Here is a 23,484-nt window from a genome sequence, read left to right on the forward strand (position 1 = left end):
CTGAATATTAATCCAGTGAACTGTTTTGTTTCAATACGAAAAAGTGAATAGGCAGGAGCAATCATAGCCATTGGTGGAAACGCCGCCTTTCCTGGAGTGTGGAGTCGTACGCATATGGCGAAAACGGTGCGCGTAGCCTGGAGACCAACGCCCTGCGCGGGGTGGCGGACAAAGCCTACGCCTACGCCGAAGACCACCGCCTGCAGAGCGCCGGCGACACCAGCTACACCTACGACGCTGACGGCTTCCTGCAAAGCAAAACCACCGGCGCGGACGTCACGCAGTATGCCTATGCCTCCACGGGCGAGCTGCTCTCGGTGCACCTGCCCGACGGCCGCCTGGTGGAATACGAGAACGACGCCCTTGGCCGCCGCGCCGCCAAAAAGATCGACGGAACTATTGTTGAAAAGTATTTATGGCTGGGGCGCACGCGCCTCCTGGCTGTCTTCAATGCCGACGGCTCTTTGAAATACCGCTTCAACTACGCCGATGGCCGTTTGCCTGTATCCATGGCAGCCGACGGCCAGACCTACTACCTGGCGTACGACCAAGTGGGCTCCCTGCGCGCCGTGACAGACGCCAATGGCCTAGTCGTGAAGCTGATTGAATACGACTCCTTCGGCAACGTGCTGGAGGATACGAATTCGGCTCTGGATGTGCCCTTCGGCTTCGCTGGGGGACTGTATGACGCCGACACCGGACTGGTGCGGTTTGGGTTCAGGGACTATGACGCAGAGGTTGGGAGATGGACGGCCAAGGATCCGATTGGGTTTGGTGGGGGCGATAGCGATCTATATGGGTATTGTGGTGGGGATCCTGTCAACTATGTAGACCTGGATGGCACTAATTCACAATTGTTAAGTTTTTTTGGGCAGTTGATTGAAGAAGCAATCAGCGCTAAAATTCAAGACGATGTTATGAACGCAATGCAACAAGCTTATATTGAAAAATTTGAGAGTATTCAAAAGAACGCTGATGAACTACATAAAGCAAGTGTCCTGATGCGTGAAAATTGTTTGGATAGTTGCGATAGGGAATTTGGTTTTAAATCAGGGGGGAGAGGTGAATGCCCTCCCAAAAAGAAAGATTGTATCGCTAAATGTTTAAAAGAAGTGTGGGAGTTTAGAAAGTCTGAAAATAGACTGAGGAGGTGGCTTAATGATCATAGAATTACATATGAGGGAGATAAGCATTTATTAGGAAAATAGATAGTAAATATTCCACCGAATTTAGCCAAGGGAGTATTCACTAAGTGCAACTCAAACCTACGTCACGCACGTTGGGGACTTAAAATATCATTTTTTACTCAAGAACTACAGCTGTGATTGTCATAGTTACAACAGTTAAACCACCGCCCTCGGCGGCCTTACCTTTAGAGATTAGATCGATTCGAATTTGCAATTTTCAAAAAATCAGACTCGCCAAGGATTTGGAGAGGCCTATGAAGGGATGGATAAATCAAGCTCAAGTAAGTGATATTGTCGGCACCATGCCCTTTTTATCACAAAACACCAGAAGGAAGTGATCTTCGGAAGACTGCGAAAAGTGATCGGTACAATATTTCGGGAATTGCGAGGGCAACTGATAGAGGAGCATGCTTTGATTGACAACGCTTATATGTGTATGGGCATACCGCCAAAATATAGTATTACTAACGCCGTCAGCAAATTGAAGAGAAGGTCTGCGATACTTGTCCATCGCTGATGCCTTAGAAGAATTAAAAATCTGACAGGCTATCTCTTTTGGGGCTCGTTGGCCCTCCGTTAATTCCTTGGTTTATATGAAGCTTGTCAGAAGTACATACGCAAACAAAATGAACACGAGATACGTGCTCAACAGTTGGCATTACAAGATGTAGGCAAGAAGATGACCAAGTGAAAAAATTCCGTAGGGCTAGCCTCCTTCGAGGGGGCATCGTTATCTCACCGGCTCAGCCAGTGGTAGCTGATTGCCTTTAAGCTAGACTCATAAAATAGTTTTGTAAGGACTAAAATTGAAAAAAAAGCAACGTCTCTTTATAATAAACTATATAAATAAACAATTTAAATGTGTATTTGTTTTTATGTTGTTTATTTTTGTTTTTTTATTGATGTATTATGTAGAGTTGTACTATGTATATGAAGTACAAATTACGTGGAGCGTCGCTCCTATTACTATTGAATATGTTGCAGTTGACTTAATTTATATTGGTATTTTTGTTTTTTCATTGTATTTTTTTGGGTATTTCTTTGTAAAATTAAAACATGATGTGCTTAAGTTGCCGTGTATGTTTTTTGGGATTGCATGCATTTTTCAAAATTTAATAGTTATGGCTTATAATATTTTAGTAAATGAAGTTGTACCATATGTATTTTTCATTGCTTTTTCATTTTTCACTTCTGCTTTTATTTTTCTTTATATCTTTCGGTATTCAAAAAAATTCATACCTTCGATTCTATCTGTTGCTTCATCTTTTCTTTTAGCAATATCTGGGAGTGCGATTGTAGGGCATGCAATGCCAGGTTATTACTTTGATTATGGTGTTTCTGTTGCTAGAGTTTTTTATGCGTCAGAGGAATATAAGAAAAGCATTTTGATTCTCAATAGAAAGACAAATAAAGATTACTGTATTGAATGTTATAGTATGCTTGCATTAAATTATGTTCAATTGGCGGAAAATAACGATCTTGATACGGTTGCTTATTTTAAGAAGTCAGAATATTACTTTAGCGAGCTTTCAAGATATAGGAATTTGAATAACGTTGAAAGTGATTTGCTTGACTATGTAAAATTAAAGCTTGAGATGCAGAAGGAATAGCTATGTATCTAATTATACATTGACGGTCTTCACCTAGCACGCTGTCTCCCCGGTGGTTAATTGAATAATTATTGCCTTTTTCTTATTGAAGTAGCCCCCATTTCGACCGGACACCTCGCAAACGCATAGGAGATAGGTCTAGCACTATGACCAGACCTGATGCTAACGAGAGGTACAGGGTAGAGGTTGTCACAGAGGTGCAGCGGAGGCGCTGGAGCATCCAGGAGAAGATGCGCATCGTCGAGGAGTCCTTTCATCCTGGTATGACGGTCTCTTACGTTGCCCGCAAGAACGGTGTTGCGCCAAGTCTGCTGTATCGATGGCGCAAACTCATGAGCGAAGGGGGCATGGTTGCCGTGAAATCCGACGATTCGGTGATCAGCGCGTCTGAGGCCAGGGACATGAAGAAACGGATTCGTGAGCTTGAACGTTTGCTCGGCCGCAAGACCATGGAGGTCGAAATACTCAAGGACGCCCTGGAGGCTGCTCGCGAAAAAAAACTGATCTCGCGTTCGCAGTTGCCCTTCAAGGACGATACGCCGTGAAGCGCATAGCAGATACACTCAACGTTTCACGCTCGAGACTGAATGATCGCCTGGCAGGCCAGCCCCGTATGCGCCCCCCGAGGTACTCAAAGGCAGAAGACGAAAGGCTGTTGCCTGAGATACGGGACATCATCGACGAACGCCTGACCTACGGCTACCGCCGCGTCTGTGCGGTGCTCAACAGGCGGCTTCGTCAGCGGGGTTTGGCGCCGGTAAACCACAAACGAGTCTACCGCATAATGAAGCTCAATGGCCTGCTGCTCGCAAGGCATACCGGCAAGCGCGCTGACAGGCCTCATGACGGCAAGGTCATCGTACTGAAGCGCAATGTGCGCTGGAGTTCTGACGTGTTCGAGATTGCTTGCGACAACGGCGAGTCGGTTCGGGTCGCCTTCGCCCTTGATTGCCGTGACCGCGAGGTCATGTGTCATGTCGCCACGACCGGGGGCGTTTCCGGGGAAATGATCCGCGACTTGATGCTTGAATCCGTGGAAAAGCGCTTCGACGGAACCCCGGCACCGTACCGGGTGGAATGGCTATCCGACAACGGCTCCTGCTACACGGCAAAGGAGACGGTGGAGTTTTCGGCTGAGATTGGCCTGGTATCGAAGTTTACGCCCGTGAGAAGCCCGGAGAGCAATGGCATGGCGGAATCGTTCATCAAGACTTTCCGAAGGGATTACGTGAAGGTCAATGAGCGACCTGATGCAGTGAGCGTCATGGCAGCCCTCGGAGGCTGGTTTGAAGACTACAACGAGAACCACCCCCACAAGGGGCTGAAGATGATGTCACCACGGGAATATATCAGGTCCATGGAGTCAGTGGACCAAGGCACGGCAGAGCCGGAGGGTCGCTGCCGAGAATGGGCCAAAGTGCAGCTCGTCGGAGGCAGCGTCCCGGAGGCGGAACAATAACTGGGGTGTCCGGTTTAGCGGGGGCAACTCCACTCCCGCCCGTAAAGGTTTTTTCCAGTGTCTTAAGCCTTTTCCCCTCCCGACCGAATACAATCTCCCCCACGATATTTCTTGCACACGGAAACATTGCCGATGTGGTGACGCGTTTCGCCTTCCCTTAATGAAAAGAGTGAGGCCGAAGCCGTCGCGCCTCTTGCAAGCGGCGGCACAGACAGGAGGGTGTTTCAGTGTCTGTACGTAGTCATTCGTGCGGCAAATGCCGCCACTATCAGCCGCACCCGGTGATGTGTAAGTTAGGGGTGGGACAATGCGCACTGAACGGTTTGCTCACAACGTCTAAGGCCGATCCATGTCAGGATTATTGCATGAATGCGTCGCAAGACGACCAAGGGGCGGGACATGCAAAAAGTTTCCAATCATAAAGTCAAACCGCTCCGGCTGTATGCCATGACAGATTGTTGCAATACGCTCCTTTTGCATCTTGCTGCAGTGGGAGATGTACTTGGCGATGCTGAAATGGCTATCATCCGGGCAAACGATTGGCGCCTGGACGAGGTGGCGAGAGGCTATGAGGTTGCCTGGTACATCCGCCACGGCAAGGTGGGTACGCTGGCCCTCGCAGGGGGATTGTGGACGTGTGACTGTGATGCCCATTTTATTCATCTTCCAGAAGAGGTCTTCTGCTGCCACTGTGGTGCGGATACGGATAGGGGCCGTTCACTGCAATTTTCCGATCTGGTTCGCCGGCATATCGCAGCCAGAAGGCACCTCTGGCGTCGTTATGGCGAAGAAGTCCCATGCGACCCTGGAGGCGGAACATGATTGTGCACGTCACCACCCAGGGAGCGCGAATAGTTCTTGAGGGCAGGCATCTGCTGGTGAAAAAAGAGGGCGATACCTATCACACTCTGTTTCCTCACAGGCTTGAACAACTGGTGCTTTACGGCAATGTAAGCCTTACTCCCCAGGCTTTTTCCACGCTTATGCGCGAGGGTGTGGATACCGTTTTCCTGCGTCGAGACGGTCGCTATAGGGGGCGTTTGGAAAATCTTGCGCCCAAAAATGTAGCTTTGCGAAAACGCCAGTTTTACCTGACGGATGATGCTGTCTTCAGGTTGCGGGTGGCTGGGGGGATAGTGCAGGGCAAGCTGCTGAATATGGCCACGCTGTTGATGCGGATACGGCGCGCACGCAAAGTCCAAGAAGCCGGGGAGGCGGCATATTCAATACGAAAGCAGGCCGATGCCATACCGAAGGTCGAAAGCCTGGAATCCTTACGCGGGATAGAAGGCGCAGCCACAAGACGCTATTTTAGTGTGCTTGGAGCAGGCTTTACCAGTGATTTTGGTTTTCGCAAAAGGGTGCGGCGCCCCCCAACTGATCCGGTGAATAGCGTACTCTCCCTTTTATACACTTTCTGCATAAATCGTATGTATGCTGCAATCCGCCAGGCAGGGCTGGATCCAGCGCCGGGGGTTCTTCATGATCTTGAATATGGAAGAAACGCTCTGCCTCTCGACCTTGTGGAAGAGTTCCGCCCCATCGTTGCAGATGCCCTGACCCTGTCACTTTTCAATCTCGGTGTCCTGGAACAGGGTGATTTTCTTGAACTGCGACCGCAGCAGGAGGACAGCACCACCCGTGACAGGGTTGATGCTGCAAGCGTCGATCCTCTTCATGGCATGGATGTTCCGGAAGACAAGGACGCCTTTGACATGCTAGAGCAGCCTATGCCTCAGACCGCTGCATCCAGCGATGGGAAGCATCCATTGCGGTTACGGTCGGATGCGCTCAAGCGCGTGATCACTGCATATGAGAAGAAAATGGATACGGAGTTTCATCACGTATTGGCGGGTGAAAGACTGACATACGCCCAGGCCATGGTGTTTCAGGCGCGTCTTTACCGTCGTGTGGTGGAGGGGGAGGCCATTGAGTATCACCCCCTGTTGCTCAGATGAACCAAGGAGGAAAGCCTGTATGCTGACTATTGTTTCGTATGATATCGTCAAGGACAAGCCCAGGATGAAATTGCACAAATATCTTAAGGAAATGGGTTTGAATACGCAGAAGTCTGTTTTTGAGTGTGAGGTGAACGCGAAGGTGCAGCGGCGTATAGTGGCCAAGGGGATAGAACTGATTGATGAAAAGACGGACTCGATCAGAATGTACAGCATTTGTGACCGGTGTGCCAGAAAGGTGCAGGTTCAAGGGCTGGGGGTGGTTATCTTGCCGCGAACCTTCGAGGTGGTGTAGCCATGTATATGATAATTGCTTACGACATAGCAGATTCAAAACGTTTGCTGCGGGTGGCGAAGATTATGGAGGACTATGGACAGCGGGTGCAGTATTCCATCTTTGAAGCTGCGCTAAGCCCCTTGCACAGTGATATGATGCAGCGGCGAGTGGAAAAGGTGATTAACAAGGAATTTGATGGCGTGAAGTATTACCCGCTATGCGAGAAATGCCTGCAGCGTGCCGTGGTTTTGGGTATTGGGGGCATGCCCGGCGTGGCTGGAGAGTATCTGGTGTTGTGATGTTCAGGGGGGAACCGTTCTTGCGGGAACCTAAGGCGCAAAAAGGCATTTTTCTGTAATATATTGAAAATATGAGAATTGGTATGAGAGTGTTTCTGAGGTTCCCGCAGAGACAGATTGACAAGGAATATCCATATGATAGAAATGAATTTAGGTGTTGAGAACGGTACTTTTGCAGACAATGTATGGGCTGATCTTGTAGGTTCGCGTAAAAGGGGGTGTAATATGCTGAAAAGAAAGCTCATCAAGGGGGTGCTGTCGGAATAGACCTGATTTGAGAAGGGATTAAGACGTCTGCCGGAAGTTTACTTCCAGATCGCGTGAAGGCATAAGTCGGAATAGACCTGATTTGAGAAGGGATTAAGACTTCCCCCCAGCCCACATGTTTCCTCGCTCATGGGTGAGTCGGAATAGACCTGATTTGAGAAGGGATTAAGACCCGACTACCCCGCCGTAAGTCGGCTTTACGATGCGCACGGCATCGGTCGGAATAGACCTGATTTGAGAAGGGATTAAGACCACTCGCCGTAAGACATTTCCCTGCCGCACTCTACGCAAAAGTCGGAATAGACCTGATTTGAGAAGGGATTAAGACTTTCATCTATGCAGAGCCGGGCCGTGTTGGCCCTGCAGAAGTCGGAATAGACCTGATTTGAGAAGGGATTAAGAGGCTCCGGCTCCGGCTCCGGCTTCGTCTACGGCGACGTTGGAACAGACCTGATTTGAGAAGGGATTGCGACGGGGAGTACTGGGAAGCCTGCGCTTGGAAAAATGAGTCCAGTCTCCGATTGTGTGGATCGATGGTTCAATGGTACTATACATGCGCCGCGTACCGGATATGGTGTAAAAAAAAGTCTCCAAAATTACAGTTTGTTGTGAAGGCGGGAGGGGATTCTTGTGGGAGCAAGAGCTATAGAGATACATTGCTGTCTCCTTTCGAAGCAGCTGCTGCCGAATTTATTGCCCTTGCTGGATGCGGCAACAAGACCGGATACAGTGGTTCTGCTTGTTTCAGCGGATATGGGGCAGGAATTTGAAACAATCGCAAGGATGTGTAAGCGTTTTGGTATCTCCATCGACAGACGGGATATTTCCGCATGGGACTTTCAGAACATTTGCGAGGCGACACTTGATGCCTTGGCCGCTTATGATGGGAAACGCATCGGACTGAATGTCACCGGCGGCACCAAGCTTATGGCGCTTGGTGCATTTGAGGCCTGCCGGGAAAATGTAAATGAGATTTTTTACATCGATACAAAGAATGACAGGCGTATAACCCTGTTACCGCAGAGTGAAGATTCACCGCTGCAGGACGTCTTGAAAGTTGACGATTGTCTCAGAGCCTATGGCTACACCCCTGTCAAGAAGGACACATACCCGCTGCACCGCGAGACGCGGGCATTGACGGAGCACTTGGTCAAGCATTCCTCAAACCTTGGAGAACCGTTGCGTACGCTCAATTATTACGCGCGGGAAGCCGAAAGAAATTTGTCGGTGACGGTGGACACCAAGCACCTGAAGTGGGACGCCTTCATGGAAATTCTGGGGCTTTTCAAGGAGGGTGGCTTCCTGAACCTGGATTCTGACTGTCGCATCACCTTTCCTGGCGAGGCAGAGCGTTTTTTTGTCAACGGTGGTTGGTTGGAATTGCATGTATACGCTGTGTGCAGCAAACTGCTACATGAAAAGAAAATCAGGGATTTGGCTGCAAATATTACCGTTACGAGTGAGACTGGGGTGACTAACGAGTTGGATGTTGCCTTCACTGCGCGAAACAGGCTGTTCATCATAGAATGTAAAACCAGGTTCTTTGGCAAAGATGAGGGGCTGGCAGACAACGCGATCAACAAACTCAGTGCGCTTAAGCCGGAATTGAGCGGTGTGTATGGCAAGACAATGTTTGTAAGCTACATGAGGTTGCGTGAAGCGCAAAAAGCCCGTTGTAAAAAGTGGGGCATAGATCTTGTCCAGGCTGGCGAGATCAACAATCTGCAAGCCCGCATCGAAAATTGTATTAAACAGTCCTGAATTTCATAACAAATGGAGAAGTTCAAATGGCGCAGGCCCTGCTTATCTCTGTAGGGGGCTCAGAAACCCCCGTCATTAATTCCATCAACATACATAAACCAAAGTATGTTATCTATTTTACTTCAAGGCAATCAAGGCAGGTGGTGCGCGAGAAGGTCGAACCCCAGTTGGAGCACACGCCGGAGGACCACGAAATAGTCACTACTCCTGATGAGGAAAACCTTGTTCTTTGCGTGAAAGAGCTTTTGAAAAGGGTTCCTGAAATAATGGCCATGTGGGGTATTGGCTACGGCGATGTCCATGGGGACTACACCGGAGGAACCAAAACCATGTCTGCTGCTGTTGTCCTTGCACTGTTGGGGCGCGGGAGCAACTACTCCTATATAGGGGGGGACCTCAGGGACAAGGGGGGGCTTGGTATTGTCCAAAACGGGCATGAGGTACAACTTACCCTTGCCAATCCATGGGATGTGCTGGCGATCAACACTTTGCGAGACTTGGCTATCCTCATCAATAACCAACATTTCCGTCCTGCCGCAGCCTTGGCAAGGGATGCCGCTGAAAAGGCCGAGGGCTTGAAGCCGTTGTTCAAGGCAATGGAGGCAGTGGCGCTCGGGTATTACCATTGGGATTCCTTCAAGTACAAAGAGGCTCGAAATTATATAGGAAATGCCCAAAACGCCCTTGAAAAAATGCTCGTCTTCAGATCCAACTCTGCCTTGGAGGGGCTGCTGAGGCACATGCAAAACAGCTTTGAGGAGCTTACTCTCCTGGTAAAGGAGTTTTCTGGAGGGGAATGGGGCCAGGCGACGGTCAGAGATATAGTTGCAAACGCCGTTAGGCGGGCACATGACAAGCATCATTATGACGACGCTGTTGCAAGACTCTACAGTGCGATAGAAAAGGTCGCCAAGATTCGTTTGCAGCAGGGCTGGAATCTCGACAGCGGTAACCTTGACCTGTCCAGGATAGAAGACGCTGATCTTAGACTTGAGTTGGGTGAGAAGTGCACAGATGGACGTGATGGCAGAGTGAAGCTGCCTCTATTTCGCAGTTATTCGCTGCTGCAACACCTGGGGGATGATTTAGGGGAGCGATTTGCTGCACGGGAAAAAGAACTTAGAGACCTTCTGAATATCCGCAACGATTCGTTGCTGGCTCATGGTTTTAAGCCGGTAAGTGAGGATACCTACAATAAAATGGTCACGATTGCCTTGGACTTTTTAGGCATTTCTCTTGAAGAGTTGCATGGATTTCCTGTTTTGAATGTAGAAGAGCTTGGATGTATTGCGTGGTAAAGATGCATGAAATGAAGATGCTTTGCTAATGCCACGTGGCATTTTGCCGTGGGCATGCAGTATAAAGCGCTTGAATACTTGGTGCTATGCTTGGGCGCTGCATACGATACGAGTTCTGTAGACAATGGTGAACGCACTGCCACGCATATCGATAATAGCAGCTATCATCTTGCGACAGGTATGGTTTACGACGTTACTGAACTGCTGGCAGTTGGGGTGAACTACACGCTTATTCTTTTCGATCCCGGAAATGAAGACCAGAACAGCGGATCTCTTTCGGGCTCTTGTTCAGGGACAAACCACACCTACGCCAATTCGTTTGGATTGAACTTGAGCTGGAAATTCTGATGGCGAAAAAACTTGGCACTGAAATTAAAGAGAGCATGAGGACGACGTGGATCCACTCTTATTGACAGCAGCCTTCATTCTTGGCTTTGCGGTGCGTCAGGTGGGGCTCCCCCCGATGGTCGGCTTCCTGATCGCCGGTTTTTCGCTGCACGCCTTCGGCATCCAAGGAGGGGCGGCGTTGGAGCGGGTTGCCGATATTGGCGTAATCCTGCTGCTGTTTAGTATTGGCCTCAAGTTGAAGCTGAAATCCTTCTTCAGGTCTGAAATCTACGGTACGGCCTGCATCCACATCCTCGTCAGCACCCTCGTATTCAACCTGGCATTGTACGCAGCTAGCTTTTGCAGTATTTCAATTTTCAGCGCCCTGGATTTCCCGGACCGCCTTATTCTTGCCTTTGCCTTGAGCTTCTCCAGTACCGTCTTTGCTGTGAAAATCCTGGAAGAGAAGTCCGAAATGGCTTCATTGCATGGTCGGATCGCCATTGGCATACTGATCATGCAAGATCTTTTCGCGGTCCTGTTCATGACGCTCTTTTCAGGTAAAACTCCCTCTGCCTGGGCTCTGGTGCTATTGGCTGCGCTTCCGTTTATTCGCTATGCCCTCTCTCGAATGCTGGACCGCTGCGGCCATGGGGAGCTGGTCATTCTCTTTGCGCTGGCAGCAACAATGTTGGTCGGCGCGGAGCTTTTCGACATGGTCGGACTCAAGCCCGATCTCGGAGCCTTGATCATGGGGGTACTGTTGTCAACGCATCCCAAGGCGAACGAGGTCTCCAACGCGCTGCTCTCCTTCAAGGATCTCTTCCTCGTGGGATTTTTTGTGAATATCGGCCTTGCCGGCGCGCCGGATATGACGACCATTGCCATCGCGTGCGGGCTGCTATTGCTCATTCCGCTAAAGACTCTGCTCTACGTATATCCCTTGCAGCGTTTCGGCTTGCGCGGTCGCACTTCACTGGTCACTGCCTTTTCTCTGGCCAACTACAGCGAGTTCGGACTGATTGTGGCTGCTCTTGGCGTCAAACTGGGGTGGTTCGGTCAGGAATGGTTGACAATATTGGCCATCGCCGTCTCACTTTCCTTCATCATCGCCTCTCCGGTCAACAAGCTTGCTGCAGACTTGTCCATACGCTGGGAAGCCTGGTTTAAGCGTTTCGAGCCCCAGGTGTTTCATCCTGAAGAAACCCTGTTGCCCCCAGCTGCAAGCGAGATCGTGATTTTCGGCATGGGCAGGGTGGGAAGCGGCGCCTACGACCACTTCCAGCAGACTGGCGAAGCGAGCGTCATGGGATTGGATTTCAACCCGGACGTGGTTGCTCGTAATAACAGCTCCGGCCGCCATACTGCACTCGGAGACGCCGGGGACCCGCAAACCTGGGCCTGCGTGACAAAAAGTGATTCCGTGCGGCTCGTGTTGTTGACCATGGCCCACAAAACCAACATGTGCCTCCTGCAAAATTTGCGTGAACAAGGCTACAAGGGGCACATCGCCGCCACGGCCGAATATGACGACCAGGTCAGGGCAATTCTCGAGGCAGGAGCCGACATGGCCTACAACCTGTTTGGTTCCGCAGGGGAGGGCCTTGCCACACATGCCCAAGAACTTCTCCCGGATCATGGCGAATGATTCATTGGGTTGCGCTGCCGGCAAAGGAGCAATGGTAGCTAATACTTATTGCTAAGCCTTGGGGAGCGATATGCCATCACGCCCTATCCTCCCTAGAGATAGGTATTTTATGTAAATAATTTAATTTGCACATTTTTTTGTATTTGCAGGAGATGAATACTGCTGGAAATTGGCTGGTTGTCGGCCGTTAAGCGCGATTTCATGGCTATCTCGCGTTTTTTGTTTTTGAAGGCTTCTGACTCTTAAAGCGTAAGATGTCTCCTCCCCTTATTCGGGCAAACTCATGCCCTCTATTACGTTACAGGCTTTCTTCCCCAAGGGGGCAGGCTCTTAAGGAGATAGTGAGCCCACAAAGTGTAGGGCGCCTCATGCCACTGACCGCAAAACGGTCGGATAATGGCCGTTTGTGCTTTGCTCGACAGTCAATTTGCATTGGTAACCCGGACAGGGCTGTCCTGTGGGGGGCCAGGTTTTTTGAAGGCATTTCCCCAAACAAAAAAAAGGCTTACGATTTGCATCGTAAGCCCTTGGAAATATGGCGGAGAGGGAGGGATTTGAACCCTCGATACGGGGTTATCCGTATACTCGCTTAGCAGGCGAGCTCCTTCGGCCGACTCGGACACCTCTCCTTGTTCAGATGTGCAGCACGCGCACCCGAAACAAGGATATTAAACGCGGCATGAAAACTCTGTCAAGAAAATAATCCCCAACGGAACATGACTGCCATAAATAAGTGCTTGTAGCTGGTGGTTTTGATGGCCCTCCTTTCAAGGGGAGGGGCGGAAGCGTTTAAAATGTGCAACGCTGATGGGGGGGAATGTTTGTGTGTAACCACAGGGGAGGGTCGTAAATGAGGGTGTTTACGGGCGGCGTACTTGACGCCATTTATGGCTGCTTGTTAACTCTACAATATGTCCAGGCCTTTGCGTATAGAATTCCCTGGTGCGTGGTATCACGTCAGGCAAAATGGGGGAGACGCCCCCTTGTTTGCAAATCCGGTGGACTACCGGTTTTTTTTGCGCGCCATTGCCAGCACCAGCAAAGCCATGCAAGTGCGTCTGGTCGCCTTTGTCATGCTGCCCGAGAGTTATCAGTTGGTGGTGCAGACACGTCTGCCAAATCTCGCCGCGGTCATACGCCAGATAAACGGGCAATATGCGCGTAGAAAGCGCAAGCTGGGCGAAAAAGATAAGGTTTTTGTCGGGCGATACAAGGCCGCGCTCATCGAGCCAAAGGAGTATCTGGCGCAGGTTGTACGGCATGTGCATCGCGCCCCTATGGAGGAAGGCAGCGCAACAGGGCTGGACTATGTCTGGAGCAGCTACCGTAGTTATTTATTTCAGCGGAATCGGCCTGCATGGCTGGATGTAGAGTGTATTCTCGACCTGTTTCCAGGCGATTTGCCGGAGCGGCGCCAGGCATGCAAGCGCTTCATGTCGCAGGATGAAACCCTTCAATTCAAGTCGCTTTATGCACGGGGGCGTTTGCCGACCATTCTGGGCAGTGACGCCTTCATTGCAGAGCACAGGGGCAAAGGGCGCGATGGGCTGCAAAAGGAAGCGCCCCCTTCTTCCAAAAGGTTGGAATATTGCGTGCGCGATGCGGTCTGCCAGGTGTTTGGGGTGGCTGCAGCGGAATTGATGGATGTAAAAAAAGGGAAAAGCAATCCGGCCAGGGGGGCTTATATTTATTTACTTCGACGCGCAGCCGGGTTTTCTGTTATGCAGATAGCTGCTGTAATAGGCGCCGGAGGGCATAGTTCTGTCAGCAGCGCTGTGCAGCGTTTTGCTTTGAAACTGCGAAAAGAGCCCGATCTTCGTAAAAAGGTTGAGAAACTGCAGAATTCCTTGCGAAAGGATTTTAAGATCGAAGCCACAGGAGGGGAGTGATGCGTATTGGATTCCTGGGGATGGGTATCATGGGGCGGGCCATGGCGCTGAACGTGCGCAAGGCTGGGTTTGAGCTCATGGTCTACAATAGGAGCCAAGACAAACTGGATACTTTACGGGCAGATGGGGTGTCCATTGCAGCAACGCCCCAGGAATTATCGGCGTTTGCGGATGTTTTGGTTCTGATGGTTACGGGGCCGGAAGCTGTGGACGCTTTGCTTTTCGATCAGGGTGGCGCCGAAGTGAGGCTCTCCGCTAAAGTTGTGGTGAATATGAGCACCGTACCCCCGGCCTATAGCAAGGAGCTTGGAGAGCGGCTTGGCCAGGCAGGCGCTGCATTTGTTGAGGCGCCGGTGCTGGGCACGAAAAAACCCGCGGAGGATGGGACCTTGGTGGTGCTGGCTGCTGGTGAGCCTGCGACAGTGGATACGGTGCACCCGTTGCTTGAAAGCATGGGCAAAAAGGTGTTGCGTTGCGGCGCGCCACCTGCTGCAACCACGCTCAAGCTGGCCATCAATCTACTTTTAGGGGCGCATATGGCAGCCCTTGCCGAGGTGCTCCATTTTGCGGAAAAATGCGGGCTTGAAAGGGACATGGTTTTACATGCTGTGCTGGCCGGCCCCATGGCCAACGCTCTTTATGCCGGCAAGGAGCCGATGCTGCGCAACGGTGAATATCCTGTGCAGTTTCCTTTGGAGCACATGGCAAAAGACCTGGCCTTTGCCGTGGACACGGGGCAGGAAAATGGGGCCAAGACTCCCATTGCCAACGCGCTTTCGGCTCTGTACGAGCAGGGCAAACTCTTGGGGCTTTCCAGAGAAGATTTTGCAGCAATTGCCAAGCTTTTCTGAAGAAGTACTTTTGACAAACAATAGAACTTGGGCCATATCTCCTTGAGATAAGGATTGCGCAGTCGGCGCACAGCTCTTCGCCCAAAAGGAGGGGGACAACATGGATATGGCAGGTCAACGGCATAGCGACGAGCTTTTGCAGCTTGTGACCTTCAAGCTGGGCGGCGAGGAATTTGGTGTGGATATCCTCAAGGTTCAAGAAATCATCCGCACCATGGAAATCACTAAAGTGCCGCGTGCGCCGCATTTTGTAGAAGGCGTTATCAATCTTCGTGGCAGAGTGATTCCGATCATTGACCTTCGCCGCCGCTTTGGCAAGGCTTCCAAAAGTCACGATCAGAACACGCGTATCATTGTTTTTGAAATCAGAAGCATGATCGTGGGGTTTGTGGTTGATTCGGTTTCTGAAGTGTTGCGCATTAAAACCGATACCGTGGAGCAAGCGCCCCCTGTTGTGGCGGGTGTTGAATCCGAATACATCAAAGGTATTGGTAAACTAGAGAATCGTTTGCTCATTCTCCTGGATCTGGACAAGATCATCAGTCAAGAAGAAGAAGAGCAGTTGCAAATGCTTTGATAGCAAAAAGCGAGGGCTGCCGCTTTCTGCCACAGCCCTCGCTTTTTACATCGCAGTGGACGGATGCTTGTTTCCGGCCACATTCTTTTGCTTCTCTTTTACGCTGAGAATTCCGAACGCATTTGTTGCCAGAAGCAATGCTGCGCGTTTTGCACTGCCAGTACGGCGCGTGGTGCAATGCGTTTGGAGCTTGCGACGCGATGCACCGCAGTGGTACTACATGTTTACCAGGCCCAATACGCCGACTATAATCAGATAGATGGCAACGATATAGTTGAGCAGTTTGGGCTGAACCAGGATCAATATCCCCGCAATAAGTGCCAACAGGGGGCGCAAGCTGATGTCTAAAGCCATTGTCAGTCCTCCTTACATGGAATTGGCTTGATGAGGTGGGACCTCTCACAGGAGCGTGTAGGGCGTTGCTCCGAGATTGTCCCTACTCAAGAAGATACATGCGCCGGATACGCCATGGAAGGGGGGAAGGCGGGTATAAACTAGGGATAAGACGGGCTTGCCGCGTCTTTTCTTAGCTGGACTGCAACAACTGAAAGGCCCAGTAAGCCGCCTCGGCATGCAACGTCGCGGCCTTGTCCAGGGGCAGATCCAATTCCTTCAGGTAGGTTTCGGCTTTTTCCCACTCTGCAGCTTCCATGGCTTCCGCCAACAAGAGCCATGTTCCCAATGTGTTTTCCTTTTTGAGCAATGCATTCTTGATGCCCTCGTCAAGGGGCAGCTTGGCAAGAATATCCTTCATATAATGCCCCAGCAATGCATCCAGCCTGGAAAGCAGGCCAAGGAGAAACATGGAATCGCTTGAGTGGGGCGACTGCGCCCCTGCTTCTACTGCAGCCTGAAAGAATCTGGCGCGGTGCACGCTCTGCAGGCTGAGCTCCGCGGCCTTGGCGGAAGGGTTCAGGTCGGAAAGAATGACGACCATCAGCCACTGCCTGGTGCTGCGGGAACCAAGAATGGTTATGGCCTGATTGATGGACTCTATAGAACGGCGCAATCCGAACGCGGCGGAATTGAGATAATTGAGCAGTCTGTAGCTAAGAGAAACGTCCGTGGAGATGATGGCGCCCAAGTCCTTCACCTCATAGTCGCCTTTGCTCAACTCTTGGAGCAAGCGCATCTTTTGCAGTGCGCCGGATGATATTTTGCGGCCGGGAATGATCTCGGGCTTGGCAAAAAAGAATCCCTGAAAAAACTGATAGCCAAGCTTATGCAAAAAAAGAAAAGTCTCCCGATCTTCAATTTTTTCAGCCAATAACTTGGCATTGCCACGTTTCAAATCTTTTGTGATCCGGGCAAGCGCGTCGTGCGACTGCCCCATGACGTCTACTTTTATGATGTCTGCAATTTTAAGAATAGATTCAAACCCGGATTGTCCTACAAAATCGTCCAACGCCAGGGTGTAGCCGTGGTGTTTGCCTGATTTCAACGCAGCCAGGATCTCTGGGGTGGGTTCGACGGTTTCAAGAATCTCGATGATGCAGGTCTTGCTGGGCAAGGCATGGAAGGCGCCGTTCAGAATAAGGTTTGCAGGAAAGTTGATGAGCAGATGTTTGTCAGCGGGGACGCCATTGGACGCAAGGGCAAAGCCGTCGGCAATCACTTTTGCCGTTGCCTGGTCAGGGTCGGCCACAACAGCCACGCCAGCCTGTCCGCTGTGGCGAAAAAGCAGTTCATAGCCCCACAGTTCTTCGTCGCGATTAAAAATGGGTTGTCGCGCTACGAATATGGCTTCCCCATGATCTTCGATATCATGCTGCATTATAATGGTTCCCCTCAGTTCCAATAAAGGAATAAAAGAAACATAAACGTAGCAGAAATATCCTTGAAAGGTAAATTATTATTCTTTTGCAAAAAACAAAATCACGTCTTGTCGGCGGATTGTTGCCGATTTTAATGTATTTTGCTTCCAAGAGATTGCAATGTTAAATGTCATCTGAAAGTAAATAAGGCAACATCACAGATATGATATATAGCGCCCAGGTATGTTTTTTTCCGGGTACCTGATTATTGTCCAGCTGGGAAGCAGAGGTGATTTACTGCTGGCTAAAGAGGGGGCAGGGGAATGGCAAGGTAGACTGCTTGCTTTAAAATGCCTGCTGTAGGTAAACTAGAACTTTTTTATAAAATATACTTGATACTATTACGTATGGACAATTATAACGTTGAAAGCAGTCAAGAAAAAGACTGCATTATTTTTTGCGTTATATATATACTTTTTATGTTGCGCTAAAATGACTGTAGGTGTAATAGGTAACTTCCGAAAACAAAAGGAGCGATTTTATGGAAGAATACTTGAAGGAAGCATTGGAGATCGTGAAAGCGCAAGCCAGTGTCCGTAACATGACAGAGGAAGAAATCACCTCTATGGTTCGCAAACTGGCCGAAGGCATTCGCGGTATAAGCGAAAACGGTGAAATGCCGGAAGAAGTCGCTACTCCAGTGATGGATCCCCAGAAGGCCATCAAAGAAAAATCCATCACCTGCTTGGAATGTGGTAAATCATTCAAGATCATTACTAAGAAGCATCTTGCAACTCACGGGTACACTCCAGAGGAATACAGGGAAACCTTCGGGTACAAGAAGGGAATGCCCCTTGTCTGTAAGGGATTGCAACGTGAGCGTCGTAAAAAAATGAAAGACATGAAGCTTTGGGAAAAACGCAAGAAAAAAAGCTCCTGATAGGAGCGCACCATTTGGCTGCAATTCAATATGAAAGTGAAGTCTTCCGACGCAGAAATTTTTCGTTTCCCAAAGAGTATTCGGATGAACGGGAAAGTGCTAACAGCGCTTTCCCCTTTTTTATGGCGCCAGAATATCGCCGCTTGTAATAATGCGCCCTTCAGGAGCAGGGTGAAAGTATATCCACGCCCACAATGAGTCGCCCGATTCCGCCAAAACCTCGATCTGTTCACGACAATAAACGGTAGGGTGTTCTTCCAATATGTCCACTGCCTTCAAGGTGTCGTTGTCCACTCTGAAAAGTTCACCACGAATGGGGCACTGTGCTGGGGACTTGGCAACGTAGGGGTATGCCCCTTGGTAAAGCGTATACAAGTCACGGGTCGTAGCGGTCCCAAGGGCTTCTGCTGTGTGAAGGTAGTGATTATTGTACAGCCCCTGGCGCAGGGTGCCGTAGACGAAGAGAATATGGTGGGCGTTATGCATCTGCTTATCCTATCCAAGGTGTTCCACTTGAAGCAAGAGCAGTTTCTGCTATCGATTCTTGCCCGTTTGCAGATGAAGGGCTAAAAGGTTCTATGGTGCCTGATCAGCTTCCTTCATTGCCGCTGGTGATCTGCCTTTGTGAAGATCTTGAACCGTTGCGTGAAGTGGCGGAGCGTCACTGTGTCAGGCTTATCAAAGCGGAAAGTGTGCGCGAGCTTCTTGAGTTGCTGGACAAAAATGCAACCACCGGGATTGTGCTCGATGTCATAGGCCTCATGCGCGCCTCATCCCATGAAAAGCATGTATTGAACAGCTTTATCGAGGCCTTTCCCGTGCTGCATGTCAACATGCCCCGCTGCGGGGGCACTGTCACGTTGAAGACCTTGGTGGATCCGGATGTTTTCTTTGGCTGCCAATGTAGGGACTTTCAGGCCAGGACCTTACGCAGCAATGTGCGACTGCCTCTGCATATGCCACTGCTCATTTCCGCAAAGAACGATCCGGAGATGGCGCACCCCATCAGAACCTGCAGTCTCGATGTGTCGGAAGGCGGCATGTTTATTTTGTTGTGCGAGGGGCTGGCCACGGAAGAATGGGTATGGCTGCAATTGGTGGATTTACCGTCCGACGACCTTATTCTGGCGCATATACGCTGGCGCAGGCTCTGGGGGGCAGGGCTCACGCTACCCGGCCTGGGCGTCAAGTTTGCGCATATCTCTGCAGAACAACACGGCACCTTGTGCAGGCGTTTTCTTCTACGGGAGAATTTCAGCTCCCCGGATATAGAAGACATTGAAGAGGCTTTGGAAGCCGTGATGCGTGAAGCGAAGCGCTGAAGCCGGAGCCGGGTAGAATCAGGGGGCTATTGCTGCGGCCTGGACCCTGCGGGCAGAGGTGTCAAACGTCTGTGGCGAAGAACCGGTTTGGCTGTCCTGCCCAATGAGCAGAGGCTCAAGCAGGGGCCTGCCCGAAAGGGCGTTGAAGCCGAAGCCAATGGCCGCGGCAAGAAGAACGAAAAAGAGTGCTTCAAAAGTGATGCAGGTCGCTACTGTTGTTGCTTTCTTCTTATTCTGCATAATTCAGTTTTGTCAGGACGCGCTGGCGGCGGTGGCGCGCATCCGTTTCTTGTGGGCAGCTCTCCAAAACAAGTGAGAGACCAAGTACGCAAAGGCAGTTCCCTTGCTCCGCCGTTTTACTTCAAACAAAGACTCATCCCATGCTGCAGGGCGCTGCATCTTCATCCGTGATGCCGCGCGCTTCGAGCAGCATGCGGAGGGCGGAATTAGCCCATTTTCAAGAACAGTGCAAGGGGGCGCTGGAGCCAACGCCCCCGTTGCTTTTTCTGCGTGGTTACAGTCTTTCGTTGGCGGGATGATACTGGCTGCCAAAATCTTCGGGCAGCATGGAAAGCCTTTTGATTGTGCATGCTCCGGGGACGGTGCGCCCAGAAAGGGATATATAGACCGGTTCATCGCCGTATACCCGAAAATCATGATCGCAGTCGAAGCTGAGCTGTAGAGACAAGGCTTCTGCATGGCACTCCAGGCGATGGTAGCCTTCTTTCAAACGGGGGCGCTCGACATATTGCGCAGATCTGATCTTGTAGTTCAGCAACTCCCCATCAAGCGTACACACGCCATAAAAACCCGGCAGGGTGGACTGGTTCACAAGAACGAATTGCGATGGCGTGGGAGGCGTGGGCATACTCAGGCTGGATGTGGCTTGCTGCTGGCAACCCGTCGTAGCAAGAAGCAAGGCAGCGACAAGCAGCGTAGCAAGCGTGATATGTGTTTTTTTGGCAGTCATTACAGCAGGCATGTTACCTCCGAAACGTTTTGCATGTGCAGTGGAGCAAGTCCTGTAAAATTGCCGGCCAGACTAAGGAAGACCATGGCAGGCCGTGGCGTGCGACCCAAGCAGGGCAGGACTGTAAATGCATTGTGCGCTTCTTTACCCTCTCGGGGGCCTGATCGCAAGAAGCGCTGCAGCGCGCACGGGGAGTTTTCAGGGGATCCCCGATGCGCTTGGGATAGCTGGGTATTGAAGGGGCGGTGAGCGAAGGTGGGCGACTATAGCGCCATAGAGAATGGGGGTAAGTGCTCATGACATGCGTGCAGAAAACACGGTAAAGTGATGCAAAGCACAAGAAAAAATGGGCTGTAACAATAAAGTATTTTCTGAAGTGTCCGATAAAAGAGTTGTCGGGCGCAGGGAAGCACCCGAAGAAGCACGGCGGAACAGCCGTTTGGCGAAGGGAGGTTATCCATGATGGATATGCAATTCGCTAATAATACTGGCAAGGTATCCTCAGAGGCGGGTCCGGTACACGAAGTTTCATCGATGATGGATAGTGTCAAGAACATTGCCAAGATGAAGTTGCGTCGCCAAGTAATGGCCGACCCCGACCTTGCACGAGAACTCGTAGCCATTGAGGCGTCCCCGGTTTACAACAGCAGCGGCAAGCTCATTGCAGCGCTCTCTTCCCGGCATCTTACTGTTTGAGCGAGGGAAAATATGAGCGCATGCCCTGCAACTGGTCCCGTCGCTCCATAAAAAGGGGCGACGGGGAATTTTCAGCTTGCAGATGAATTATGGTGTGTATTCGCGTCACCATATGAAATCGCTTGTTGTCGCTACTGCTTTTTAGCCTTTCCTGCCCACGTAATTACCTGTTTTTGAGCAATAATCAGGCATTTCCAAGCCCCCTGTCGTCTTCAAAACCTGATCACTTTACTTGCATGCGTGTCGATTGTGACGCATAGTTGGCAGCGGGAGCCTTGCTACTCGGGGCTCTTTTTTATGGCAACACTCTGCCTTGGAGGCACACGATATGGCTATTTTGCGTTCCGCGGTGGCTGCAATGCTGGCGGCTGCCCTGTTTTTTCAATCCGGAATCTGTCTTGCCGCCTGGCAGGATGATATCAACACCGCTGTGCAACAGCATAGCGCAGGTAATTTGGACGAAGCCCTGCAACTCTATACCCGTGTCATTGAGTCCGGAGAGCTTTCTCCTACGGCGCCCGCTTTGTTCCTGGCCCACAACAACAGAGGGATGATCTATTATCAGAAGGGTATGCGCGACGCAGCTCTTCTGGACTACGATCAGGCCATCGAGCTCAATCCAAAATTCGCCACTGCCTATTATAATCGGGGTTTGCTCCACGCTGAAATGAAGAGATACAAAGAAGCGCTGGCCGACTATACCCGAGCAGTGGAGCTGGATCCGCAACATGCTAAAGCCTGGTATAACCGTGGGCTTGTCTGGAAGGAAATGTTGCGCTTCACCGATGCGCTGCGTGATCTGAACAGAGCCGTGGAATTGGATCCTGAAAATGAAATGTTCTGGTATTCTAGAGGGGTTGCCCACCTGAACCTTGCCCAGATGGATGAAGCTATCAATGATTTCAATAAGGCCATTGAGCTATACCCACAGTTCAGGGAGGCCTACTTGCACAGGGGCGAAGCTTATAATAAGAAGGGGCAAAATGCTGAAGCCTCTCGTGATTTTCGTAAGGCAAGGGAATTAAAGTAGCAATCAGTCCCGTTTGCATTGATAAATTTGCTCAGTTTTTCTTCTAAGGAGAGTAGCCATGCCAAAATTCATAGCCCTCATGCTTGCAGGAGTAATATTGCTGGCCAGCCTTGGCGCCTGTTCCTGGGCAGGACGAACAACTGGCAAAGTAGTGAACAACGTAGAAAAAGGTGCTGATCAATTCGAAGACTCCTACCAGAAGGAAAGATCGAAAACAGAATAACAGCAGCATCTTGCTCGGTTTTAGTCATAGTGCTCCGCCCCCGGCTCAAGTCGAGGGCGGAGCTTGTTTTATCTTCCTGGCTGCATACACCGGGGGGCGTTGACGCAGGGGCATATCGGCCCTTATTTTAATAGTAACGGCCCGTCGGTACCGCTGATCGGGGAGTAGGTTGATTATAATCGCTGCACAGAACGCAGGGTGTCATCTTGAATTGCAGCCCTCAGCCATGGCGGGGGGCAAAACATGGAGGATGCAGTACTCGTGAGCCGCAAGACCGGAAAAAAACCAACCCACAAGATAGAAGATGTCGAAATCGTTCCATATTTTGACATGGAGCAGTTCATGCTCATCACCCAGACAAAACGGATAGATGAGGAAAGCGCGGCTATCATCGACGAGTACTGGGAGCGTTGGCATGGGTTGTTACGCGTGAAACGCATCAGTCTGGGCCAGCAGCAATACATTCTTGTCTGGCTGGAAGACATTGTGGAAGAGGAAGTCAACAAGCTGTGGGAAACTGCGCCTTCGCGCGCCTTTTCCGTGAACAATCTGGCTCAGGCAATGCTCATGGCCACAATCCGGGACCTGGTGCCCGAAGTGGCCTACGCAGGGTGCGCCCCTGTGCCGGAACCATCCACACGTTTGCGCAAGGCATTGGTCGATGCTGGCGTGCCCTGGAACGAGTCTGGCGCACTTGAACGCCAGTATGCCATGCTGACGCATTACCCATTTGTCGGTGGATGCGACATTTGCCACCTGCGGCGCGAATGCCCCAATGCTGGGAAAGCGGCCGCGCCTGAAACAACCTGAGGTTGGGGGCGCTAGAGAGTGGATGGCAGCCCAGGTTGGCAAGGTGAGCAGCAAAAACGACCGGAGGCTACAATGAGTGCCACTACATCTGAAGAGCAACAAGCAGCGCACGTTACAGTGCGTTGTCTTTCAACCCTGGCCAAGTATCAGCCCGAAGGCGGTGTCGTTGACATTGGGGCGGAAGAAACACCCCTGCAACTTCTGGAGCGCCTCGGCATACCCCGCAAGGAAGTGAATCTGGTGTTCGTCAATCGCGAGCAGTCTGAATGGGACAGCACTCTCAAGGATGGCGACAGTGTGGGATTCGTTCCCCTGGTTTCCGGGGGGTAAC

Annotated in this window: 24 protein-coding genes, 1 tRNA gene, 3 pseudogenes and 1 CRISPR repeat array; of the genes and pseudogenes, 22 read left to right on the forward strand and 6 right to left on the reverse strand. The window is 50.8% G+C overall.

Features of this window, described 5'->3' with window-relative positions; genetic code table 11:
- The first annotated feature begins 98 nt into the window (after positions 1 to 98).
- The 12 genes and pseudogenes from ACZ5EH_RS12605 (at position 99) to ACZ5EH_RS12660 (ending at position 12,091) form a co-directional block, all read left to right on the forward strand.
- A complete protein-coding gene (locus ACZ5EH_RS12605) occupies positions 99 to 1,208 on the forward strand; it encodes an RHS repeat domain-containing protein (RefSeq protein WP_464274233.1) in 1,110 nt (369 codons plus the stop codon).
- Positions 1,209 to 1,491: 283 nt separating this feature from the next.
- Positions 1,492 to 1,704, forward strand: a pseudogene (locus tag ACZ5EH_RS12610) (transposase); the annotation flags it as partial.
- Between the two features lie 289 nt (positions 1,705 to 1,993).
- On the forward strand, positions 1,994 to 2,797 hold the full coding sequence (locus ACZ5EH_RS12615; RefSeq protein WP_464274234.1) for a hypothetical protein: 804 nt from the start codon (positions 1,994 to 1,996) through the stop codon (positions 2,795 to 2,797).
- A gap of 146 nt (positions 2,798 to 2,943) precedes the next feature.
- Positions 2,944 to 4,151: pseudogene (locus tag ACZ5EH_RS12620) on the forward strand (IS3 family transposase); the annotation flags it as partial.
- Positions 4,152 to 4,655: 504 nt separating this feature from the next.
- The gene (locus ACZ5EH_RS12625; RefSeq protein ID WP_464274235.1) at positions 4,656 to 5,078 is read left to right on the forward strand and encodes a hypothetical protein; all 423 of its coding nucleotides are present in this window, start codon (positions 4,656 to 4,658) and stop codon (positions 5,076 to 5,078) included.
- Positions 5,075 to 6,214, forward strand: a complete 1,140-nt coding sequence (gene cas1, locus ACZ5EH_RS12630) for a CRISPR-associated endonuclease Cas1 (protein WP_464274236.1) — start codon at positions 5,075 to 5,077, stop codon at positions 6,212 to 6,214. Before ACZ5EH_RS12625 ends, cas1 begins: the two co-directional genes overlap by 4 nt.
- Before the next feature lie 19 nt (positions 6,215 to 6,233).
- The gene (gene cas2, locus ACZ5EH_RS12635) at positions 6,234 to 6,509 is read left to right on the forward strand and encodes a CRISPR-associated endonuclease Cas2 (RefSeq protein WP_464274237.1); all 276 of its coding nucleotides are present in this window, start codon (positions 6,234 to 6,236) and stop codon (positions 6,507 to 6,509) included.
- Positions 6,510 to 6,511: 2 nt separating this feature from the next.
- Entirely contained in the window at positions 6,512 to 6,790 is a 279-nt protein-coding gene (cas2, locus tag ACZ5EH_RS12640; protein ID WP_464274238.1) for a CRISPR-associated endonuclease Cas2, read from the forward strand.
- Between the two features lie 257 nt (positions 6,791 to 7,047).
- Positions 7,048 to 7,530: direct repeats of the CRISPR family, unit length 35 nt; unit sequence GTCGGAATAGACCTGATTTGAGAAGGGATTAAGAC.
- Positions 7,531 to 7,687: 157 nt separating this feature from the next.
- Positions 7,688 to 8,818 carry a Card1-like endonuclease domain-containing protein gene (locus ACZ5EH_RS12645; protein WP_464274239.1) on the forward strand — a complete coding sequence of 377 codons (1,131 nt, stop codon included), beginning with the start codon at positions 7,688 to 7,690 and terminating at the stop codon, positions 8,816 to 8,818.
- Positions 8,819 to 8,844: 26 nt separating this feature from the next.
- Positions 8,845 to 10,116: a TIGR02710 family CRISPR-associated CARF protein gene (locus ACZ5EH_RS12650; protein WP_464274240.1), complete on the forward strand. Its 1,272-nt coding sequence runs from the start codon at positions 8,845 to 8,847 to the stop codon at positions 10,114 to 10,116.
- A 45-nt stretch (positions 10,117 to 10,161) separates the two neighbouring features.
- Positions 10,162 to 10,464, forward strand: a pseudogene (locus tag ACZ5EH_RS12655) (outer membrane protein transport protein); the annotation flags it as partial.
- A 46-nt stretch (positions 10,465 to 10,510) separates the two neighbouring features.
- Positions 10,511 to 12,091 (forward strand): cation:proton antiporter domain-containing protein, encoded by a 1,581-nt coding sequence (locus ACZ5EH_RS12660; RefSeq protein WP_464274241.1) that lies wholly within the window; start codon positions 10,511 to 10,513, stop codon positions 12,089 to 12,091.
- 536 nt (positions 12,092 to 12,627) lie between these two features.
- Here the strand turns inward: ACZ5EH_RS12660 and ACZ5EH_RS12665 are convergent.
- Positions 12,628 to 12,720, reverse strand: a tRNA-Ser gene (locus ACZ5EH_RS12665).
- A gap of 354 nt (positions 12,721 to 13,074) precedes the next feature.
- On the opposite strand from ACZ5EH_RS12665, the gene ACZ5EH_RS12670 reads away from it, so the two are divergent.
- From ACZ5EH_RS12670 to ACZ5EH_RS12680, 3 genes are all read left to right on the forward strand, one after another.
- A complete protein-coding gene (locus tag ACZ5EH_RS12670; RefSeq protein WP_464274242.1) occupies positions 13,075 to 13,980 on the forward strand; it encodes a hypothetical protein in 906 nt (301 codons plus the stop codon).
- A complete protein-coding gene (locus ACZ5EH_RS12675) occupies positions 13,980 to 14,831 on the forward strand; it encodes an NAD(P)-dependent oxidoreductase (RefSeq protein WP_464274243.1) in 852 nt (283 codons plus the stop codon). The genes ACZ5EH_RS12670 and ACZ5EH_RS12675 overlap by 1 nt, the downstream gene beginning before the upstream one ends.
- A 100-nt stretch (positions 14,832 to 14,931) precedes the next feature.
- Positions 14,932 to 15,408 (forward strand): chemotaxis protein CheW, encoded by a 477-nt coding sequence (locus ACZ5EH_RS12680; protein ID WP_464274244.1) that lies wholly within the window; start codon positions 14,932 to 14,934, stop codon positions 15,406 to 15,408.
- Between the two features lie 216 nt (positions 15,409 to 15,624).
- Here the strand turns inward: ACZ5EH_RS12680 and ACZ5EH_RS12685 are convergent, their stop codons facing one another.
- A complete protein-coding gene (locus ACZ5EH_RS12685; RefSeq protein WP_464274245.1) occupies positions 15,625 to 15,762 on the reverse strand; it encodes a DUF3096 domain-containing protein in 138 nt (45 codons plus the stop codon).
- A gap of 172 nt (positions 15,763 to 15,934) precedes the next feature.
- A complete protein-coding gene (locus ACZ5EH_RS12690; RefSeq protein WP_464274246.1) occupies positions 15,935 to 17,182 on the reverse strand; it encodes an EAL and HDOD domain-containing protein in 1,248 nt (415 codons plus the stop codon).
- 521 nt (positions 17,183 to 17,703) lie between these two features.
- Here ACZ5EH_RS12690 and ACZ5EH_RS12695 point away from each other — a divergent pair.
- Positions 17,704 to 18,102, forward strand: coding sequence for a Ros/MucR family transcriptional regulator (locus tag ACZ5EH_RS12695; protein ID WP_464274247.1), 399 nt, complete (start codon positions 17,704 to 17,706; stop codon positions 18,100 to 18,102).
- 120 nt (positions 18,103 to 18,222) lie between these two features.
- Here the strand turns inward: ACZ5EH_RS12695 and ACZ5EH_RS12700 are convergent, their stop codons facing one another.
- Positions 18,223 to 18,588: a gamma-glutamylcyclotransferase family protein gene (locus tag ACZ5EH_RS12700; RefSeq protein ID WP_464274248.1), complete on the reverse strand. Its 366-nt coding sequence runs from the start codon at positions 18,586 to 18,588 to the stop codon at positions 18,223 to 18,225.
- Between the two features lie 92 nt (positions 18,589 to 18,680).
- Here ACZ5EH_RS12700 and ACZ5EH_RS12705 point away from each other — a divergent pair, with 92 nt between their 5' ends.
- Positions 18,681 to 19,424, forward strand: a complete 744-nt coding sequence (locus ACZ5EH_RS12705) for a PilZ domain-containing protein (protein WP_464274249.1) — start codon at positions 18,681 to 18,683, stop codon at positions 19,422 to 19,424.
- A gap of 18 nt (positions 19,425 to 19,442) precedes the next feature.
- Here ACZ5EH_RS12705 and ACZ5EH_RS12710 read toward each other — a convergent pair whose 3' ends face one another.
- Together ACZ5EH_RS12710 and ACZ5EH_RS12715 are read right to left on the reverse strand one after the other, a co-directional pair.
- Positions 19,443 to 19,664 (reverse strand): hypothetical protein, encoded by a 222-nt coding sequence (locus tag ACZ5EH_RS12710; protein WP_464274250.1) that lies wholly within the window; start codon positions 19,662 to 19,664, stop codon positions 19,443 to 19,445.
- A 274-nt stretch (positions 19,665 to 19,938) separates the two neighbouring features.
- Positions 19,939 to 20,406, reverse strand: coding sequence for a hypothetical protein (locus ACZ5EH_RS12715; RefSeq protein ID WP_464274251.1), 468 nt, complete (start codon positions 20,404 to 20,406; stop codon positions 19,939 to 19,941).
- 522 nt (positions 20,407 to 20,928) lie between these two features.
- On the opposite strand from ACZ5EH_RS12715, the gene ACZ5EH_RS12720 reads away from it, so the two are divergent.
- The 5 genes from ACZ5EH_RS12720 (at position 20,929) to ACZ5EH_RS12740 (ending at position 23,483) form a co-directional block, all read left to right on the forward strand.
- Entirely contained in the window at positions 20,929 to 21,090 is a 162-nt protein-coding gene (locus ACZ5EH_RS12720; RefSeq protein ID WP_464274252.1) for a hypothetical protein, read from the forward strand.
- Positions 21,091 to 21,418: 328 nt separating this feature from the next.
- Positions 21,419 to 22,120, forward strand: a complete 702-nt coding sequence (locus ACZ5EH_RS12725) for a tetratricopeptide repeat protein (RefSeq protein ID WP_464274253.1) — start codon at positions 21,419 to 21,421, stop codon at positions 22,118 to 22,120.
- A 58-nt stretch (positions 22,121 to 22,178) separates the two neighbouring features.
- Positions 22,179 to 22,343 carry a hypothetical protein gene (locus tag ACZ5EH_RS12730; protein WP_464274254.1) on the forward strand — a complete coding sequence of 55 codons (165 nt, stop codon included), beginning with the start codon at positions 22,179 to 22,181 and terminating at the stop codon, positions 22,341 to 22,343.
- A gap of 243 nt (positions 22,344 to 22,586) precedes the next feature.
- Positions 22,587 to 23,153, forward strand: a complete 567-nt coding sequence (locus ACZ5EH_RS12735) for a hypothetical protein (RefSeq protein ID WP_464274255.1) — start codon at positions 22,587 to 22,589, stop codon at positions 23,151 to 23,153.
- A 72-nt stretch (positions 23,154 to 23,225) separates the two neighbouring features.
- Positions 23,226 to 23,483 (forward strand): MoaD/ThiS family protein, encoded by a 258-nt coding sequence (locus ACZ5EH_RS12740; protein WP_464274256.1) that lies wholly within the window; start codon positions 23,226 to 23,228, stop codon positions 23,481 to 23,483.
- Position 23,484 lies beyond the last annotated feature (1 nt).

It is taken from the genome of Desulfovibrio biadhensis (assembly GCF_055388615.1).

What these genes read in the sequence shown, in the direction of transcription:
- ACZ5EH_RS12625 (WP_464274235.1), top strand. Translation starts at nt 4,656, where the DNA reads ATGCAAAAAGTTTCCAATCATAAAGTCAAACCGCTCCGGCTGTATGCC.
- cas1 (WP_464274236.1), top strand. Translation starts at nt 5,075, where the DNA reads ATGATTGTGCACGTCACCACCCAGGGAGCGCGAATAGTTCTTGAGGGC.
- cas2 (WP_464274237.1), top strand. Translation starts at nt 6,234, where the DNA reads ATGCTGACTATTGTTTCGTATGATATCGTCAAGGACAAGCCCAGGATG.
- cas2 (WP_464274238.1), top strand. Translation starts at nt 6,512, where the DNA reads ATGTATATGATAATTGCTTACGACATAGCAGATTCAAAACGTTTGCTG.
- ACZ5EH_RS12650 (WP_464274240.1), top strand. Translation starts at nt 8,845, where the DNA reads ATGGCGCAGGCCCTGCTTATCTCTGTAGGGGGCTCAGAAACCCCCGTC.
- ACZ5EH_RS12675 (WP_464274243.1), top strand. Translation starts at nt 13,980, where the DNA reads ATGCGTATTGGATTCCTGGGGATGGGTATCATGGGGCGGGCCATGGCG.
- ACZ5EH_RS12680 (WP_464274244.1), top strand. Translation starts at nt 14,932, where the DNA reads ATGGATATGGCAGGTCAACGGCATAGCGACGAGCTTTTGCAGCTTGTG.
- ACZ5EH_RS12685 (WP_464274245.1), bottom strand. Translation starts at nt 15,762, where the DNA reads ATGGCTTTAGACATCAGCTTGCGCCCCCTGTTGGCACTTATTGCGGGG.
- ACZ5EH_RS12690 (WP_464274246.1), bottom strand. Translation starts at nt 17,182, where the DNA reads ATGCAGCATGATATCGAAGATCATGGGGAAGCCATATTCGTAGCGCGA.
- ACZ5EH_RS12695 (WP_464274247.1), top strand. Translation starts at nt 17,704, where the DNA reads ATGGAAGAATACTTGAAGGAAGCATTGGAGATCGTGAAAGCGCAAGCC.
- ACZ5EH_RS12700 (WP_464274248.1), bottom strand. Translation starts at nt 18,588, where the DNA reads ATGCATAACGCCCACCATATTCTCTTCGTCTACGGCACCCTGCGCCAG.
- ACZ5EH_RS12705 (WP_464274249.1), top strand. Translation starts at nt 18,681, where the DNA reads ATGGTGCCTGATCAGCTTCCTTCATTGCCGCTGGTGATCTGCCTTTGT.
- ACZ5EH_RS12710 (WP_464274250.1), bottom strand. Translation starts at nt 19,664, where the DNA reads ATGCAGAATAAGAAGAAAGCAACAACAGTAGCGACCTGCATCACTTTT.
- ACZ5EH_RS12715 (WP_464274251.1), bottom strand. Translation starts at nt 20,406, where the DNA reads ATGCCTGCTGTAATGACTGCCAAAAAAACACATATCACGCTTGCTACG.
- ACZ5EH_RS12720 (WP_464274252.1), top strand. Translation starts at nt 20,929, where the DNA reads ATGATGGATAGTGTCAAGAACATTGCCAAGATGAAGTTGCGTCGCCAA.
- ACZ5EH_RS12725 (WP_464274253.1), top strand. Translation starts at nt 21,419, where the DNA reads ATGGCTATTTTGCGTTCCGCGGTGGCTGCAATGCTGGCGGCTGCCCTG.
- ACZ5EH_RS12730 (WP_464274254.1), top strand. Translation starts at nt 22,179, where the DNA reads ATGCCAAAATTCATAGCCCTCATGCTTGCAGGAGTAATATTGCTGGCC.
- ACZ5EH_RS12735 (WP_464274255.1), top strand. Translation starts at nt 22,587, where the DNA reads ATGGAGGATGCAGTACTCGTGAGCCGCAAGACCGGAAAAAAACCAACC.
- ACZ5EH_RS12740 (WP_464274256.1), top strand. Translation starts at nt 23,226, where the DNA reads ATGAGTGCCACTACATCTGAAGAGCAACAAGCAGCGCACGTTACAGTG.